The sequence below is a fragment of the Ensifer adhaerens genome, from assembly GCF_028993555.1.
GTDB lineage: Bacteria > Pseudomonadota > Alphaproteobacteria > Rhizobiales > Rhizobiaceae > Ensifer > Ensifer adhaerens_I.
The window spans coordinates 3168168-3181970 of the sequence record NZ_CP118610.1; the positions used below are offsets into that span (position 1 = coordinate 3168168).

17 protein-coding genes are annotated in these 13803 nt (G+C 62.4%); 9 read left to right on the forward strand and 8 right to left on the reverse strand.

Translation table 11 applies throughout. From position 1 onward, the window contains the following. Positions 1-12: 12 nt before the first annotated feature. From PWG15_RS15495 to PWG15_RS15515, 5 genes are all read right to left on the reverse strand, one after another. Positions 13-1044 (reverse strand): peptidoglycan -binding protein, encoded by a 1032-nt coding sequence (locus tag PWG15_RS15495; RefSeq protein ID WP_275021320.1) that lies wholly within the window; start codon positions 1042-1044, stop codon positions 13-15. Between the two features lie 3 nt (positions 1045-1047). Next, positions 1048-2148 (reverse strand): flagellar motor protein MotA, encoded by a 1101-nt coding sequence (locus tag PWG15_RS15500; RefSeq protein ID WP_275021322.1) that lies wholly within the window; start codon positions 2146-2148, stop codon positions 1048-1050. Positions 2149-2405: 257 nt separating this feature from the next. Continuing rightward, positions 2406-3206: an inositol monophosphatase family protein gene (locus tag PWG15_RS15505; RefSeq protein WP_275021324.1), complete on the reverse strand. Its 801-nt coding sequence runs from the start codon at positions 3204-3206 to the stop codon at positions 2406-2408. Between the two features lie 316 nt (positions 3207-3522). Then, entirely contained in the window at positions 3523-4623 is a 1101-nt protein-coding gene (locus PWG15_RS15510; RefSeq protein WP_275021326.1) for a tetratricopeptide repeat protein, read from the reverse strand. A gap of 60 nt (positions 4624-4683) precedes the next feature. Continuing rightward, positions 4684-5331: a thiamine phosphate synthase gene (locus PWG15_RS15515; RefSeq protein WP_275021328.1), complete on the reverse strand. Its 648-nt coding sequence runs from the start codon at positions 5329-5331 to the stop codon at positions 4684-4686. 107 nt (positions 5332-5438) lie between these two features. Here PWG15_RS15515 and PWG15_RS15520 point away from each other — a divergent pair, with 107 nt between their 5' ends. Together PWG15_RS15520 and PWG15_RS15525 are read left to right on the forward strand one after the other, a co-directional pair. Further along, positions 5439-6218 (forward strand): sulfite exporter TauE/SafE family protein, encoded by a 780-nt coding sequence (locus tag PWG15_RS15520; protein WP_275021330.1) that lies wholly within the window; start codon positions 5439-5441, stop codon positions 6216-6218. A 101-nt stretch (positions 6219-6319) separates the two neighbouring features. After that, positions 6320-6580 carry an ArsR/SmtB family transcription factor gene (locus tag PWG15_RS15525; protein WP_034806124.1) on the forward strand — a complete coding sequence of 87 codons (261 nt, stop codon included), beginning with the start codon at positions 6320-6322 and terminating at the stop codon, positions 6578-6580. Positions 6581-6847: 267 nt separating this feature from the next. On the opposite strand, the gene PWG15_RS15530 is transcribed toward PWG15_RS15525, so the two are convergent. Further along, entirely contained in the window at positions 6848-7021 is a 174-nt protein-coding gene (locus PWG15_RS15530; RefSeq protein ID WP_065375242.1) for a YdcH family protein, read from the reverse strand. Between the two features lie 212 nt (positions 7022-7233). Here PWG15_RS15530 and PWG15_RS15535 point away from each other — a divergent pair, with 212 nt between their 5' ends. The 7 genes from PWG15_RS15535 (at position 7234) to PWG15_RS15565 (ending at position 11679) form a co-directional block, all read left to right on the forward strand. Next, the gene (locus tag PWG15_RS15535; protein ID WP_057254651.1) at positions 7234-7437 is read left to right on the forward strand and encodes a YdcH family protein; all 204 of its coding nucleotides are present in this window, start codon (positions 7234-7236) and stop codon (positions 7435-7437) included. 54 nt (positions 7438-7491) lie between these two features. Further along, on the forward strand, positions 7492-7956 hold the full coding sequence (gene purE, locus PWG15_RS15540; RefSeq protein WP_065375341.1) for a 5-(carboxyamino)imidazole ribonucleotide mutase: 465 nt from the start codon (positions 7492-7494) through the stop codon (positions 7954-7956). Continuing rightward, positions 7953-9008 carry a 5-(carboxyamino)imidazole ribonucleotide synthase gene (locus PWG15_RS15545; RefSeq protein WP_275021335.1) on the forward strand — a complete coding sequence of 352 codons (1056 nt, stop codon included), beginning with the start codon at positions 7953-7955 and terminating at the stop codon, positions 9006-9008. Before purE ends, PWG15_RS15545 begins: the two co-directional genes overlap by 4 nt. A gap of 170 nt (positions 9009-9178) precedes the next feature. Continuing rightward, positions 9179-9304, forward strand: a complete 126-nt coding sequence (ykgO, locus tag PWG15_RS15550; protein ID WP_034806120.1) for a type B 50S ribosomal protein L36 — start codon at positions 9179-9181, stop codon at positions 9302-9304. A 75-nt stretch (positions 9305-9379) separates the two neighbouring features. Continuing rightward, entirely contained in the window at positions 9380-9994 is a 615-nt protein-coding gene (locus tag PWG15_RS15555) for a tetratricopeptide repeat protein (RefSeq protein WP_275021337.1), read from the forward strand. A gap of 192 nt (positions 9995-10186) precedes the next feature. Then, complete coding sequence (locus tag PWG15_RS15560) at positions 10187-10615, forward strand: hypothetical protein (RefSeq protein ID WP_275021338.1); 429 nt, start codon at positions 10187-10189, stop codon at positions 10613-10615. A 47-nt stretch (positions 10616-10662) separates the two neighbouring features. Continuing rightward, complete coding sequence (locus PWG15_RS15565; protein ID WP_275021340.1) at positions 10663-11679, forward strand: alpha/beta fold hydrolase; 1017 nt, start codon at positions 10663-10665, stop codon at positions 11677-11679. A gap of 27 nt (positions 11680-11706) precedes the next feature. Here the strand turns inward: PWG15_RS15565 and pyk are convergent, their stop codons facing one another. Both pyk and PWG15_RS15575 read right to left on the reverse strand, forming a co-directional pair. Continuing rightward, on the reverse strand, positions 11707-13146 hold the full coding sequence (gene pyk / locus PWG15_RS15570) for a pyruvate kinase (protein WP_275021342.1): 1440 nt from the start codon (positions 13144-13146) through the stop codon (positions 11707-11709). Continuing rightward, on the reverse strand, positions 13146-13622 hold the full coding sequence (locus PWG15_RS15575) for a DUF1036 domain-containing protein (protein ID WP_113540860.1): 477 nt from the start codon (positions 13620-13622) through the stop codon (positions 13146-13148). The genes pyk and PWG15_RS15575 overlap by 1 nt, the downstream gene beginning before the upstream one ends. Between the last annotated feature and the right edge of the window lie 181 nt (positions 13623-13803).

The window sequence follows — 13803 nt, forward strand, 5'->3', positions numbered from 1 at the left end:
CGGTACCGCCGCCTATTTTTCGGTCAGCTTGAGCTCGATGCGGCGGTTCTGGGCCCGGGCCTCCGGGGTCTCGCCCGGCGCAATCGGCTGATACTCGCCGAAGCCGGCCGCGACCAGGCGATCGGCAGGAACCCCCTTCGAGATCAGGAACTTGACGACCGAGGTGGCACGCGCCGAGGAAAGCTCCCAGTTATCGGCATAGCGGCCGCTTCCGGAAAGCTGTACATTGTCGGTATGGCCGTCGACGCGCAGCACCCAGTTGATCTCCGCAGGGATTTCCTTGGCGAGATCGAGCAGCGCCGAAGCCAGCTTCGCCATCTCCGCCTGTCCATCAGGATTGAGTTCACTGCCACCGGACGGGAACAGCACTTCCGACTGGAACACGAAGCGGTCGCCGACGATGCGGATGTTTTCGCGGTCGGAGAGGATTTCCCTCAAGCGCCCGAAGAAATCGGAGCGATAGCGGTTGAGCTCCTGCACACGCTGGGCAAGCGCCACGTTCAGGCGGCGCCCGAGGTCGGCGATCTTCGTCTGCGACGCCTGGTCCTTCGCCTCAGATGCCTGAAGCGCGACCTCGATGGCGGCGATCTGGTTGCGCAGCGCCGCGATCTGCTGGTTCAAGAGCTCGATCTGGCTCAACGCCCGGGCGCTGACCTCGCGCTCGTTCTCAAGCTCCGAGCCGAGACGTCCGATCTTCTGGTTGGCGGCATCGCTGCTGCCGGCGCCCTGGTCTAGCAGCGCCTGCAGGCGCGAGCGCTCGCCTTCCGACTGGGACAGGGAAGCCTGGAGATTGGCGAGCGAATCCTCGAGATCCTGCTTGCCGCTCTTCTCAAGCGCCAGGAGCTGCGTAAGCTCGTTGATCTGGCTGTTCAGCCGGGTCAGCACTTCATCCTTGCCGCTGATTTCGCGGCTCAGCAGAAACTGCCCGAGAACGAACACGGTGAGCAGAAACATGATCGAAAGCAGGAGCGTCGACAGAGCATCGACGAAGCCCGGCCAATAATCGATCGTGCGCTGCGAGCGGCCTTTGCGGGCGAGCGCCATGGATTACTCTCCTCCGGTCTCGTCCAACTGTCCGAGCTTGGCCGGCAGCGGCGGCCTTTCGCCGGTGACGGTGAGCCGCTCCCCGCCGATGCGCGATGACAATCTGTCGAGCGTCCTGCGCATCGCCTTGGCCTCTTCCTGCTGGGCTTCGATCCAGTCCCGGAGCATCTGCTGCTCGCCGCGCATGTTTTTCACCAGGCCCTGGATACCTTCTGCAAGGCTTGCCATGGCAGCGGTCGTACGCTGGCTCGAACCGCCCTCCTGGTTGAGACGGACCAGCTGATCCGTGAGTTTTTTCAGCTCTTCGACCGGAGCCCCCGACGGCGCGTCGAGCGTCGGCGTCAGCTCGGAGCCGACATCGGTCACGGAAGAAAGCCAGTTTTCGAGCTCGGTATAGAAACGGTTCTGGGCGCGGCCGGCCTGCAGGTCGAGGAAGCCGAGGATCAGCGAACCGGAAAGACCGAAGAGCGATGTCGAGAACGCCGTACCCATGCCGGTCAACGGCGCCGACAGGCCGCTTTTCAAGGCCGCCAGAATGTCTTCGGTGGTTCCCGAACCGGCATCCAGCGACTGGATGACCGTATTGATCGAACCGATCGTACCCAAAAGGCCCCAGAAAGTGCCAAGCAGGCCGAGGAACACGAGAAGGCCGGTCAGATAGCGTGAGATATCGCGGGATTCATCGAGACGGGTCGCAATCGAATCCAGAATGGAGCGTAGCGCCGTCGTCGAGATCGCCGTCTGACGGGCACCGATCAGCGCCCGCATCGGCGCCAGCAGCACCGGATCGCGGCCCACCTTGTCGGCGCTGCCGGCGGCGCGAAAGGAATTGAACCAGCGCACTTCGGGACGTAAGCCCAGCACATGGTTGAAGACGAGCAGGATGCCGATCAACAGCACCCCAAGGATCAAGCCGTTGAGGCCGGGGTTGGCCAGAAAGGCGTTGTGTGCCTGCCGAAAGAGGATTGCGCCCACGAAACCGACGATGATCAGGAAGACCACCATGATCCAGAAATAGTGCATGGGGCTCGAAAGCTTGTGCGGATTATAGCTTTCTTCCATGCCTTCCCGACCGTTCCATCCGGACAGATGCAGTTGCGTCATGGGTATAAGTATCTCCCGGTTCTTACATGTCGGAACGGCGCCGCGCCGGTCCGGAGCCTACTGCATAATTCCCGAAACCGAAATCGATTCAAGGATGAAATTCAGCCGTTTCCCAAAGTGAGGCGACGGCTGCGGCACCCGTAGATAGGCACAGGCATGTGGCACTGTCGTGTTGCCTCATTCCGGATCAACCGGAAAAGCAAAGCCTCCGACGCAGGTGAGCGCCGGAGGCCGAGCGTCAAAACAAGGATCGCTGCTTACTTGGTCGGCACCGGGCGGTGCACGACATCCTTCAGTGCCTTGACGATGTACTCGTTGCCACAGACGATCGAACCGTCGTCGACCGGCTTGGCGCCGCCGTTGATATCGTGCGCCCAGCCGCCGGCCTCCCGGATCAGCAGCACGCCGGCAGCGATGTCCCAGGCGGCGAGGTCGCGTTCCCAGTAGCCGTCGTAGCGGCCGGCAGCCACATAGGCGAGGTCGAGCGAGGCAGCGCCCATGCGGCGGATGCCTGCGACTTCGCCCATGACGTGGCGCAGTTCGATCAGGTACTTGCCGTGGTTGCCGCGGCCGAGATGCGGCGTGCCGGTGGCGATCACCGCGTCGGAAAGATGCTTGCGCGAGGCGACCCGCAGGCGACGGTCGTTGAGGAAGGCGCCACCGCCACGCTCGGCAGTGTAAAGTTCATCGGTCGCGGGGTTGAAGACGACGGCGCCGACGATCTCACCCTGACGCTCCAGTGCGATCGATACCGCGAAATGCGGAATGCCGTGCAGGAAGTTGGTGGTGCCGTCGAGCGGATCGACGATCCAGCGATGCGCACCGTCGGTGCCGATGATCTCTTCACCTTCCTCGCCGAGGAAGCCGTAGGTCGGGCGGGCCTTCAGGAGCTCTTCGCGGATGAGTTTTTCGGCCTTGCGGTCGGCCTGCGAGACATAGTCGCCAGGCCCCTTGAGCGAGACCTGCAGGTTCTGGACTTCGCCGAAATCGCGGGCCAACGACTTGCCCGCCTTGAAGGCGGCCTGAACCATGACATTGAGAAGTGCTGAACGGGCCATCTGGCGATCCCTTGATAACGAAGGCCGATCGAACGCGATCGATCGGACGTTGAACCTGCTTGACGGAACACGGCCGCATTGCCGGCCCTTCTGCATATTCCCTCGATCGGAACCGATCCAAGGACGTAGGGCAAGCCGCTGATTGAGCTCCGTCGTCAAAAAACCGAGTGAGTAATCACTCCGCTCGCGTTGCGGCCAAACTGTCGCGGCCCCACGAGCAAAACCGCGGCCTCAGAACCACAGATGGCCCGCAAATTCAAGCGAAATAGCATTTTCGTCGAGCAGCCACGGCGGATTCCGTCGCAATCTGCACCGTTCAGCTCCGGCGATACTTGTTGGCGGCGCTGAGTGCCTGCTTCTGCTGCTCTTCATTGAGACCGAGATAGAAGTCCTCGAGCGAGTCGTCCTTCAGGCCGGCGCGACGCGAAAGCACATACCATTTCGCCGCCTCGACCGGATTGGGCCTGGTGCCGATGGCGTTGACATAGAGATGCGAAAGCCGGTTCTGCGCAACCACATTTCCGCCCTCGGCCGCCCGCCGCATCCAACCGAAACCCTCTTCGAGATTGCGCTCGCCGGCAATGCCCTCGATCATCCAGATGGCGATATCGAGCTGAGCGGTGTCGTAGCCCGCCCGCGCCGCGCGGATCAGCCATTCGCGCGCCCGCGCCCGCTTGCTCTCCTCGATGCCATCGACATTGACCAGAATCTGCGACAGCGCATATTGCGCATCCGCAATGCCCTGTTCGGCCGACTTTTCATAATAGGGCATCGCCAGTTTCAGTCCCTTCGGCCCGGGATTGTCGGCGACAAGCGTCTGGCCGTAGTTGAACTGCGCCGAGCCATTGCCGAGATCGGCCGCCTTCTTCATCAGCTCTTCGGATTTCTTCCGGTCGCGCTTGACGTAACGGCCCTCCATCAGGATCAGCGCGTATTTGAACATAGCGGCGGGATCGCCCTTTTCCGCCGCCTGGCCGTACCAGAAGGCAGCCTGCTGGGGATTGCGCACGACGCCCAGTCCCTGCTGCAGGATCTCGGCGATCAGCGTCTGCGCCGCCGGATCGCCAAGCTGCGCCCGCGGCAGCGCCAGATCCATCGCGGTCAGGTAGTAGCCACGCTGGAACGCGCCATAGGCATCGTCCACCTTGCCGGTGAAGGGCTTTTCCGCTGGCAGGGCCGGCAATTCGGCGCCCATGCGATCGAAAACAGTGACGCCGGACGATGGGACGGAGCCGTCCGCAGGCTTCTTGTTGGGGCCGACAGCGGACTTGCCATCTTTCTGGTCGGTCGGCGTCGCGCCCTCCGGCATCGCCGCACCGTTGAAAGGCGTGATGCGGCCGCGCTTCTCGACGCCGGCGTCCTCGCCACCGCCCTTCTGCTCCTGCGCATGCGCCGGCAGTGCCAGGGCAACAGCCATGGCAACAAGGGAAAAACCTCGACTCAATCTGGAAGGCAGGCGGCTCAACATCGAAACGTCTTAATCTTCAAACCGTGGCGCTTTTTCGTCAAGAAGTGCGTTGACCGCAGCAACGACGGAAGGCGCCTGACCGGGTTCGCCGAAGACGGCAAGGCGAAGCGCCACGAACTCGGCACCAGTCTCCGCCACGGCCAATGCCGATTGCGGGTCGGTGCCGCCCATGACGATGCAGGGGATCTCGATCATCGACGCCCACCATTCGGCGAGCGCCAGGTTCTTCGGATGCGCCTCCGGCTTGATGTCGCCATCGGTCTTGCCGAAGAACACGTAATCCGGGCGCACCTCGCCGATCTCCAGCGCGTGGTGACGGTCGGCGGCATTACCCCCGCCGACGATCAGTTTCGGGGTGTGTTTCTCGACCGCCTCGCCAAGCGCTTCCGCATTGCCGGCAATGTGCAGACCATCAGCCTTGGCGCGCCCGGCCACGCGGGAGTCGCCCTCGATGAGCGCAGCGGCGCCGGCTTCCTGAATGACCGGCACCAGACGCTCGGCATGTTTCTGGAACTCGGTATCGTCAAGTGCGTATTGCGGCACGATCACGGAGGCGACGTCGCCGCCCTTCAGGGCTTCGGCAAGCACCTTTGCGCGTTCCGCCGCATCGGGCATGTCGGGCGCGATCAGCACCAGGCGGCAACGTTCTGTTGTCATATCAAGACATCCATTTCCGGCTGCATCCGCCAGGGTGGCGAAACCAGCGCTCGATTTCATTTGGGAAAACCGATAGACGGAGACTGCAAAAGGATCAACCGCCACCCATGCTTCCTGATCTCGACTTCTATCTTATCGCCATTCCGGCAGTTCTGCTCGTTGGTCTCAGCAAGGGTGGCATGGGGGAAGCACTTTCGCTGATGGGTGTTCCGATCCTGTCGATGGCGGTGTCACCCGTCCAGGCGGCCGCCCTGCTTCTCCCGATCCTGATCGCTATGGATCTTGTCTCGCTCTGGATGTGGCGCAAGCACGGCGATCGCACCACCCTCTTCATGTTGTTGCCCGGCGCCATCGTCGGCATCTTCATCGGCTGGGCGACCTCTGCCTACGTCTCGCGTGACCTCCTTCGCCTCATCATCGGTCTGATCACCGTGCTCTTCGTGCTCCGATACGTCTACAATGTCTGGCGCATACGTCTTGGCATCACGATCGCGCCGAAGAAGCAGCGGGCCGGGCCGGCAACACTCTGGGGCTCCTTTGCCGGTTATGGCAGCTTCGTCGCGCACGCCGGCGGCCCGCCTTTCCAGATCTACGCGTTGCCACTGCAACTCGATCCGCGCGAATATACCGGCACCATCGTGCGCTTCTTTGCGATCCTGAATGCGGTGAAGCTCATCCCCTATTTCGCGCTTGGGCAGCTGGATCTCAGTAACCTGAAAATCTCGGCGACGCTCTTTCCGCTCGCCATCGTCGCAACCATGTGCGGCGCCTGGATCGTTCGCCGCATGAAGCCGCAGATCTTCTACCCCTTCATGTATACCATGGCCTTCATCGCAGGCTCGAAACTGCTGTGGGACGGTATCAACAGCCTGGCCGCAGGCGGCTGAACCGAGGCCCCAAGTATTACGGAAATATTGCAAAGCAAAATTAGCATTCCGCATCGCACAAATTTCTTGCTGCTTTGCAAAATTTCGCCTAACGTCCGGCCATGACGATCGCGGACCCTTTCGATGCCATTGCGGACCCGAACCGGCGCCACCTGCTGGAGGAACTGCGGCGCGCGCCGAAAACCGTAAACGAACTGGCGGAGGGCCTGCCGATCAGCCGCCCGGCCGTATCGCAGCACCTGAAGGCCTTGCTGGATTGCAATCTGGTCTCGGTTTCGGCGAGCGGTACTCGGCGGATCTACGCGATCAACCGTCCGGGTTTCGACCGTCTCAATCTGTGGCTCGACCAGTTCTGGTCCTGAGCCCGGCAGCCGCTTACGGCGCCGCGCGTCTTTGTCAGAGGCGCAAAGGTCGCTGTAGCTCTTTGAATTTCTGTATGTTTTTGTCCCTTGATCGGCTATGATCAAAGGGAGACCTGCAGCAGGCGACGCCCGAAAGAAACAGACCGGGCGCCAAGCCCGGTCCAGCATTCCGTATCTTCCGTCGTGGGGGATTGGTTCTAAACCTTGTTGCGCCTACTCAGAGGGGAGATGGCGCCTCCCGATAATCCTGGGAAATACCGTTGATAATCAGTGAGTCGAGGAACGAAGCCTTTCGATTTCGTCCTTGATGCGCAGCTTCCTCCGCTTGATGTCGGTAATCAGCTCGTCTTCCACCGACGGCTGATTCAATGCCGCATGGAGCTCCTGCTCCAGGACGCCATGTTTTTTCTCAAGCGTTGCAAGATGAGCCTCAACAGTCATTTGGCAGTCCCTTCCTTTTGCTTGCATCCGGCGTGTGAATGCCGGATGTTCCATGGTTGTAACCTTACTACAGTGCCATGCCATTTTTCATTTGTCGAAGGCGAAATGATGACGACGGATAACTTCCCGTTACCGCCCAAGATGTGATAGAGCGACGCATGGAATTCCGGTTCGAGGAGGACTTCGCGCCGGGCTGATGGGGATCGCTTTGCATGCCGGACCAGGACCAGGCCGAACTCAGACTGACCGCCGCGCGGCTGAGGCAGGAACATGAAGACTACGACGCTGCCATCAACGCCATGATCGAGACCGGCTGCGACGCGCTGAGAATCCAGCGCATGAAGAAGAAGAAGCTGGCGATCAAGGACAAGATCAGCAAGATCGAAGACCAGATCATCCCCGACATCATTGCCTGAACGCGGAACAGGACAGACGTGATCGACACCACGACCCCACCCGTCGCCATCATCATGGGAAGCCAGTCGGACTGGGAGACGATGAAGAACGCCGCCGATACGCTCGACGCGCTCGACATTGCCTATGAGGCTCGCATCGTTTCCGCCCATCGCACCCCGGATCGGCTCGTGAACTTCGCCAAGGGCGCCCGCGACGAGGGCTTCAAGGTGATCATCGCCGGCGCCGGAGGGGCGGCCCATCTGCCCGGCATGTGCGCCTCGATGACGCCGCTGCCGGTCTTTGGCGTACCGGTTCAGTCGAAGGCGCTTTCCGGCCAGGACAGCCTGCTCTCGATCGTCCAGATGCCCGCCGGCATTCCCGTTGGAACGCTCGCGATCGGCCGCGCCGGCGCCGTCAACGCCGCCCTTCTTGCTGCAGCCGTGCTCGCACTCAGTGACGACGACCTCGCCGACCGGCTTGACGACTGGCGCGAGCAGCAGACGATTTCGGTCGCCGAGTACCCGGTGGACGAGGCATGACCACCATCGGCATTATCGGTGGCGGCCAGCTCGGCCGCATGCTGGCGATGGCAGCTGCCCGATTGAACTTCCGCACCGTCATCCTCGAGCCGCAGGTCGACTGTCCGGCGGCACAGGTCGCCAACGATCAGATCGTTGCTGCCTATGACGACGAAGCCGCGCTCAGCCAACTCGCGACCGTCAGCGACATCATCACCTACGAATTCGAGAACGTGCCTGTCGCGGCCGCCGAGCGGCTCGCCGCGAAACGACCTGTCCTCCCGCCTGCAAAGGCGCTGGAAGTCGCGCAGGACCGCCTCGTCGAAAAACGCTTCATCAACGACTGCGGCATTGCGACGGCGCGCTTTCACGCCGTCGACAGCCAGACCGACCTGGAAACAGCGCTTGCCGATTTCGGCGGCACCGGCGTGCTCAAGACCCGCCGCCTCGGTTACGACGGCAAGGGCCAGCGCGTCTTCCGCTCCGCCGGGGACAGTCCGGCCGGCGCCTTTGCAGCGCTCGGCGGCGTGCCCCTGATCCTTGAGAGCTTTGTGCCGTTCGAGCGCGAGATTTCGATCATCGCCGCCCGCGCCACCGACGGCACGGTCGCCTGCTTCGACCCGGCCGAGAACGTCCATCGCAACGGCATCCTCCACACCTCGACGGTGCCGGCAGCCGTTGGCGGCGACACGGCGGATGCCGCCCGCAAGGCGGCCAAGGCCATCCTCGATGCGCTCGGCTATGTCGGCGTCATCGGCGTCGAATTCTTCGTGCTTGCCGATGGCAGCCTGATTGCCAACGAAATGGCGCCGCGCGTGCACAATTCCGGCCATTGGACGGAAGCCGCCTGCGTCGTCTCGCAGTTCGAGCAGCATATTCGCGCCGTCACGGGATTGCCGCTCGGCAATCCCCGTCGCCACTCCGACTGCGTCATGCAGAACCTGATCGGCGACGACCTCAACGATGTTCCGGCATGGCTTGCAACGGATGATGTCCTGGTGCACCTCTACGGCAAGACCGAGGCGCGACCCGGCCGCAAGATGGGCCATGTCACACAGCTCCTCCGCAGCTGAAGGCCACAGAAATGCGGGGCAAGGCGGCAAAATGGGGCGTCTTGTGGTTGACACAACAGGGGTGACACGGTATTGCCATCCCACCTTAAAGGAGCGCGCTCACCGGCGCGCTTTTGATTGTTAGAGATACCGGGCGAATTTTCGTTCCCCGAAACCTGCGGATCAGGAAAATGAAGATCAAGAATTCGCTCAAGTCGCTGAAGACCCGTCACCGCGAAAACCGTCTGGTTCGTCGCAAGGGCCGCATCTACATCATCAACAAGTCGAACCCGCGCTTCAAGGCTCGTCAGGGCTGATCCACGCCGGGTGGCGGGACATCCCTTCGGCGATGTCCCAAAATTGATTATGAAGTTGTTCCATGGCGAGCTAACATGCTCGCCATGCGAGTTTTTGTACCCCTGATTCTGGCGTGCTCCGCCCTGCTCGCCACCTCCATAGGAGCTGGCAGTTTCTCGTTCGCGGCGGAAGCATCGACCCAGACGGAATCCGCCAGCCTTACCACACCCAAGCAACGACTGGACGGCCTGTTCGCGGACCTCAAGAAGGAACGCGACGCCGACAAGGCGCGTGAACTCGCCAATCAGATCCGTATGGAATGGCAGGATTCCGGCAGCGCCACCGTCAATCTCCTGATGCAGTGGGCCGACAAGGCCATCACCGACAACAAGCAGGCTGCCGCGCTCGACATCCTCGATCAGGTCATCACGCTTGCGCCCAACTATGTCGAAGGCTGGAACCGCCGCGCGACCTTGCATTACGCGATGGGCAATTACCGGAAATCGATGTCGGACATCAACCGTGTGCTGACGATCGAGCCTCGCCATTTCGGTGCGCTTGCCGGCATGGCAGCGATCCTCGGCGCCTCCGGCAAGGACGAGCTTGCCATGCGGGCCTGGGAGCAGTTCCTGGACATCTATCCCGCCGATCGAAAGGCGCAGGAGCAGCTCGGAGAGTTGGCCGAGAAGCTCGCCGGCAGCAAGACCTGACCGCACCGGCGCAGTCTGTTGCAGAGCCCGTCAGCGCCCCTCCCTGTCGGTGCGACCACACTTCTCGACCTACAGCGCCGCGCGTCTTATGAGACGCGCAAAGGTCGCTGTAGCACTTTGAATTGCTGCATGTTTCCTTCAATCGGTTACGATTGAAGGAAACATGCAGCAGCGACAACCACTCGTCGTTTCATGGAACCGATCTGGCTGGAATGGCATCGCACCTGGGGTGGCCACCTTCCCGCGCCCCTCTCGCAATGGACCTGCGGCCGCACGAGCCTGTTTCTTGTGCGCGCCTTGAATGCCGAAGGCCTCGATGCCTGCGGGGTCTCGGGCACACCGCGTGCGGGTCCCCTTGAGCCGGAGATCGGTCCATTCGGCTTCCTCCACAACGGCAGCTGGCAGGGCCACGCCTGGGTCGAATGCGGCGACTTCATCCTCGACATCACCGCCGACCAGTTCGGTGCGCCTCCGATCCTCGTTGTCGACCGCGCAGACACCCGTTACAACAAGGGTGAGCGGGATACCGCCCTGCCAGAGTTCGTGCTTGCCCGCCAGCGCGCCGTGGAGGCCATCTGGCCACGATGGCTGGCTATGAGTTCCCCAAACCTGCAACGTTGACGCGGATACCACGTTGGGCCAAGGACGCCGGAAGACAGATTGAGACAATGGTTCCAGCTACCGTCCTGTTGATCGGGCTTGCGCTCGCCGGCATCGCCTACAGCCTCTGGCACGCGCGGGCCTTCACCCGGCGGTTTCCCAATGCCGGCAAGCTCATCGACATCGGCGGCTATCGCATGAACAGCGTGCACCTGCCGGCGGGCGGGCAGGCGGATCTCTTGCCCGTCGTCTTCATCCATGGCGCCGGCGGCAATCTGCTCGACCAGTTGCACGCCTTCGCGCCAGCCCTTGACGGTCGCGCCGAGATGCTGTTCGTCGATCGTCCGGGCCACGGCTACTCCGAGCGAGGCGGAGCGGAAAACGACCTCCCGGACGGCCAGGCGACGGCGATCGCAAAGCTGATGGCCAGGCGCGGCATCCGTCGCGCCATCATCGTCGGCCATTCCTTCGGCGGCGCCATTGCCGCGAGCTTCGCCCTGCATCATCCGGAGAAGACTGCCGGCCTCGTCCTGCTGGCGCCTGCAACACACCCCTGGCCGGGCGGCGTCGACTGGTATTACCGCCTCACGGCCCTGCCCCTCCTCGGCTGGCTCTTTGCCCATACGCTGGTAACGCCCCTGGGGCAGCGTCGCATCGAAGGCGGCACGCACTCGATCTTTTCACCCAATCCGCGCCCCGACGATTACATCGACAAGACCGGCCCGCATCTGGTGCTTCGTCCCGCAACCTTCCGCAACAATGCGCGCGACATCGCCAATCTCCATGCCTATCTGACCGCGACTGCGCCGCGCTACCGAGAGATCACCGCACAGACCGTGATCATCACCGGCGACAGCGACGGCATCGTGCTGGCCGACATCCATTCCCGCGGACTGGCACGCGATATCCCCGGCGCGGAACTGCTGTGGATCGGCAATCTCGGCCACAAGCCCGATTATGTGGTCACGGACGTTGTCGTCGCAGCACTCGAAAAGATGGCAGGCCAGCCGACCGATCTCGAGCAAATAAAAAGGCGGGCCGAAGCCCGCCTGATCGCGTCGTCCGAAGCCATCGGTCAAGTCTGACCCGCTTCGCACGTTCCCAAGGCTGCGTCAGACGCCGCTCTTGCCGTCGGAGCCGATATAGGCGATGCGCAACATGTTGGTGGCGCCTGGCGTGCCCAAGGGCACGCCGGCGGAGATGATAACGCGCTCGCCGGGCTTGCCGAAGCCTTCGGCCGCAACGATGCGGCAGGCGCGGTTGACCATATCGTCGAGGTCCGTCGCGTCCTCGGTGACGACGCAATGCAGGCCCCATACGACCGAGAGGCGGCGCGCCGTCTGGACGATCGGCGAGAGGGCAATGATCGGAACCTGCGGCCGTTCGCGGGCGGCGCGAAGACCGGTGGTGCCGGACGAGGTGTAGCAGACGATCGCGGAGAGACGGAGCGTTTCGGCGATCTGGTGGGCAGCAAGCGAAATCGCGTCGGCACCGGTTGCCTCCGGCGGCGTGCGCTGCGCGTAGATGATGCTGGAATAGTGCGGGTCGCGCTCGACGTTGCTGGCGATCGACGCCATGGTCGACACGGCCTCCACCGGATACTCGCCCGAAGCCGATTCTGCCGACAGCATGACGGCGTCGGCGCCTTCGAAGACGGCCGTTGCGACGTCGGAAACTTCGGCACGCGTCGGGACCGGCGCCGAGATCATCGATTCCAGCATCTGGGTAGCCACGACCACCGGCTTGCCGGCGCGGCGACATGCGCGCGTCAGCTGCTTCTGCAGACCAGGCACCGATTCCAGCGGCATTTCAACGCCGAGGTCGCCACGCGCGACCATGAGGGCGTCCGACAGCTCGATGATCTCGTCGATGCGGTCGAGTGCCTGCGGCTTTTCGATCTTCGACATCAGGCCAACGCGGCCGCGGGCGATCTTGCGAACCTCGGCCAGGTCCTCCGGTCGCTGCACGAAGGAGAGCGCCACCCAATCGAACTCGCCGGTCGCCAGAACCGCGTCGAGGTCGGAGCGGTCCTTGTCGGTCAGGACGCCGACTGCGAGCAGCGTGTCCGGCAGGCTGACGCCCTTGCGGTCGGAAATCTTGGTGCCGGCGACAACCGTCGTGACGATGCTCTTGCCGTCGGTCTTTTCAGCCTTCAGGTGCAGCTTGCCGTCATCGATCAGCAGGCGATGGCCAGGCTTGACCGCTTCGAGGATTTCCGGATGAGGCAGATAGACGCGGGTGTTGTCACCCGGCTCGTCCCTGTTGTCGAGCGTGAAGGTCTGGCCGACCTTGAGATCCACCTTGCCTTCCGCGAACTTGCCGACGCGCAGCTTCGGCCCTTGCAGGTCGCCGAGAATGCCGATCGGCCGACCGCAACGCGCTTCGACCGCACGGATACGCTGAACCAGCGTGCGCATTACGTCGTGGCTTGCATGGCTCATGTTGATACGGAACAGATCAGCCCCGGCCTCGTGCAGCTTCTGGATCATCTGCTCATCGGAAGACGCCGGTCCGAGCGTGGCGAGGATTTTGACTTTTCTGTTCCGCTTCATCAATTCTGGCTTTCTTGCGTGCCGGGCGTTTCGGAGAGCTGAACCATCCAGCTCCCTTGCCGCCCCGTGTCGTATTCTTTGAATCCCATGCGCTGGAAGCCGCGGGCAAAGCAGTCCTGCACGCCCGTGATCTTGAACTCGTTCTCGGCGACGCACATGTTGACGTCACCGGTCCAGCGGCCGCCGCGGGCCGCATCTTCCGCGTAGAGATAATAGTATCGTGACTGAAGCTCGCCCTCGATCAGGGTCGCGCAGGTGGTGGCCGGAACCTGCCACCAACCCTCCGTTACCCAGCCTTCCTTGGCCCGGTAGCCGATTGCCACGCCGACGAGATTTTGTGTGCCGTTGCAGACGCGAAAATCGGCGCGCGCTTCATCGGCAAACAGAAATGAGCTTGAGGTTGCCAGGAAAAACAGGAGGATGCCTCCCAGTGTCGTCAGCCCCGGCTTCGCTTTGGAAAAAGGATTTCTGGACACGGTTTCCGATGGAACTCCGTTTTGATTTGCGTGGCACTTTCTTGCGACGGCCAGCCCCGAAAGTCAACGCAACTCTAATCGATTACAATCGGCAAATTGCTTTCAAATTGCGCTAAACAGTTGCGCGTTTCTTGCGATTGACGCGCGCGCGTGCGATCAGCGAGGACGAGGCTAGACAACA

What these genes read in the sequence shown, in the direction of transcription:
- PWG15_RS15555 (WP_275021337.1), top strand. Translation starts at nt 9,380, where the DNA reads ATGCTCGCCATGCGAGTTTTTGTACCCCTGATTCTGGCGTGCTCCGCC.
- PWG15_RS15495 (WP_275021320.1), bottom strand. Translation starts at nt 1,044, where the DNA reads ATGGCGCTCGCCCGCAAAGGCCGCTCGCAGCGCACGATCGATTATTGG.
- PWG15_RS15525 (WP_034806124.1), top strand. Translation starts at nt 6,320, where the DNA reads ATGACGATCGCGGACCCTTTCGATGCCATTGCGGACCCGAACCGGCGC.
- PWG15_RS15505 (WP_275021324.1), bottom strand. Translation starts at nt 3,206, where the DNA reads ATGGCCCGTTCAGCACTTCTCAATGTCATGGTTCAGGCCGCCTTCAAG.
- PWG15_RS15545 (WP_275021335.1), top strand. Translation starts at nt 7,953, where the DNA reads ATGACCACCATCGGCATTATCGGTGGCGGCCAGCTCGGCCGCATGCTG.
- PWG15_RS15535 (WP_057254651.1), top strand. Translation starts at nt 7,234, where the DNA reads ATGCCGGACCAGGACCAGGCCGAACTCAGACTGACCGCCGCGCGGCTG.
- PWG15_RS15510 (WP_275021326.1), bottom strand. Translation starts at nt 4,623, where the DNA reads ATGGCTGTTGCCCTGGCACTGCCGGCGCATGCGCAGGAGCAGAAGGGC.
- PWG15_RS15560 (WP_275021338.1), top strand. Translation starts at nt 10,187, where the DNA reads ATGGAACCGATCTGGCTGGAATGGCATCGCACCTGGGGTGGCCACCTT.
- pyk (WP_275021342.1), bottom strand. Translation starts at nt 13,146, where the DNA reads ATGAAGCGGAACAGAAAAGTCAAAATCCTCGCCACGCTCGGACCGGCG.
- PWG15_RS15500 (WP_275021322.1), bottom strand. Translation starts at nt 2,148, where the DNA reads ATGACGCAACTGCATCTGTCCGGATGGAACGGTCGGGAAGGCATGGAA.
- PWG15_RS15520 (WP_275021330.1), top strand. Translation starts at nt 5,439, where the DNA reads ATGCTTCCTGATCTCGACTTCTATCTTATCGCCATTCCGGCAGTTCTG.
- PWG15_RS15530 (WP_065375242.1), bottom strand. Translation starts at nt 7,021, where the DNA reads ATGACTGTTGAGGCTCATCTTGCAACGCTTGAGAAAAAACATGGCGTC.
- PWG15_RS15515 (WP_275021328.1), bottom strand. Translation starts at nt 5,331, where the DNA reads ATGACAACAGAACGTTGCCGCCTGGTGCTGATCGCGCCCGACATGCCC.
- purE (WP_065375341.1), top strand. Translation starts at nt 7,492, where the DNA reads ATGGGAAGCCAGTCGGACTGGGAGACGATGAAGAACGCCGCCGATACG.
- ykgO (WP_034806120.1), top strand. Translation starts at nt 9,179, where the DNA reads ATGAAGATCAAGAATTCGCTCAAGTCGCTGAAGACCCGTCACCGCGAA.
- PWG15_RS15565 (WP_275021340.1), top strand. Translation starts at nt 10,663, where the DNA reads ATGGTTCCAGCTACCGTCCTGTTGATCGGGCTTGCGCTCGCCGGCATC.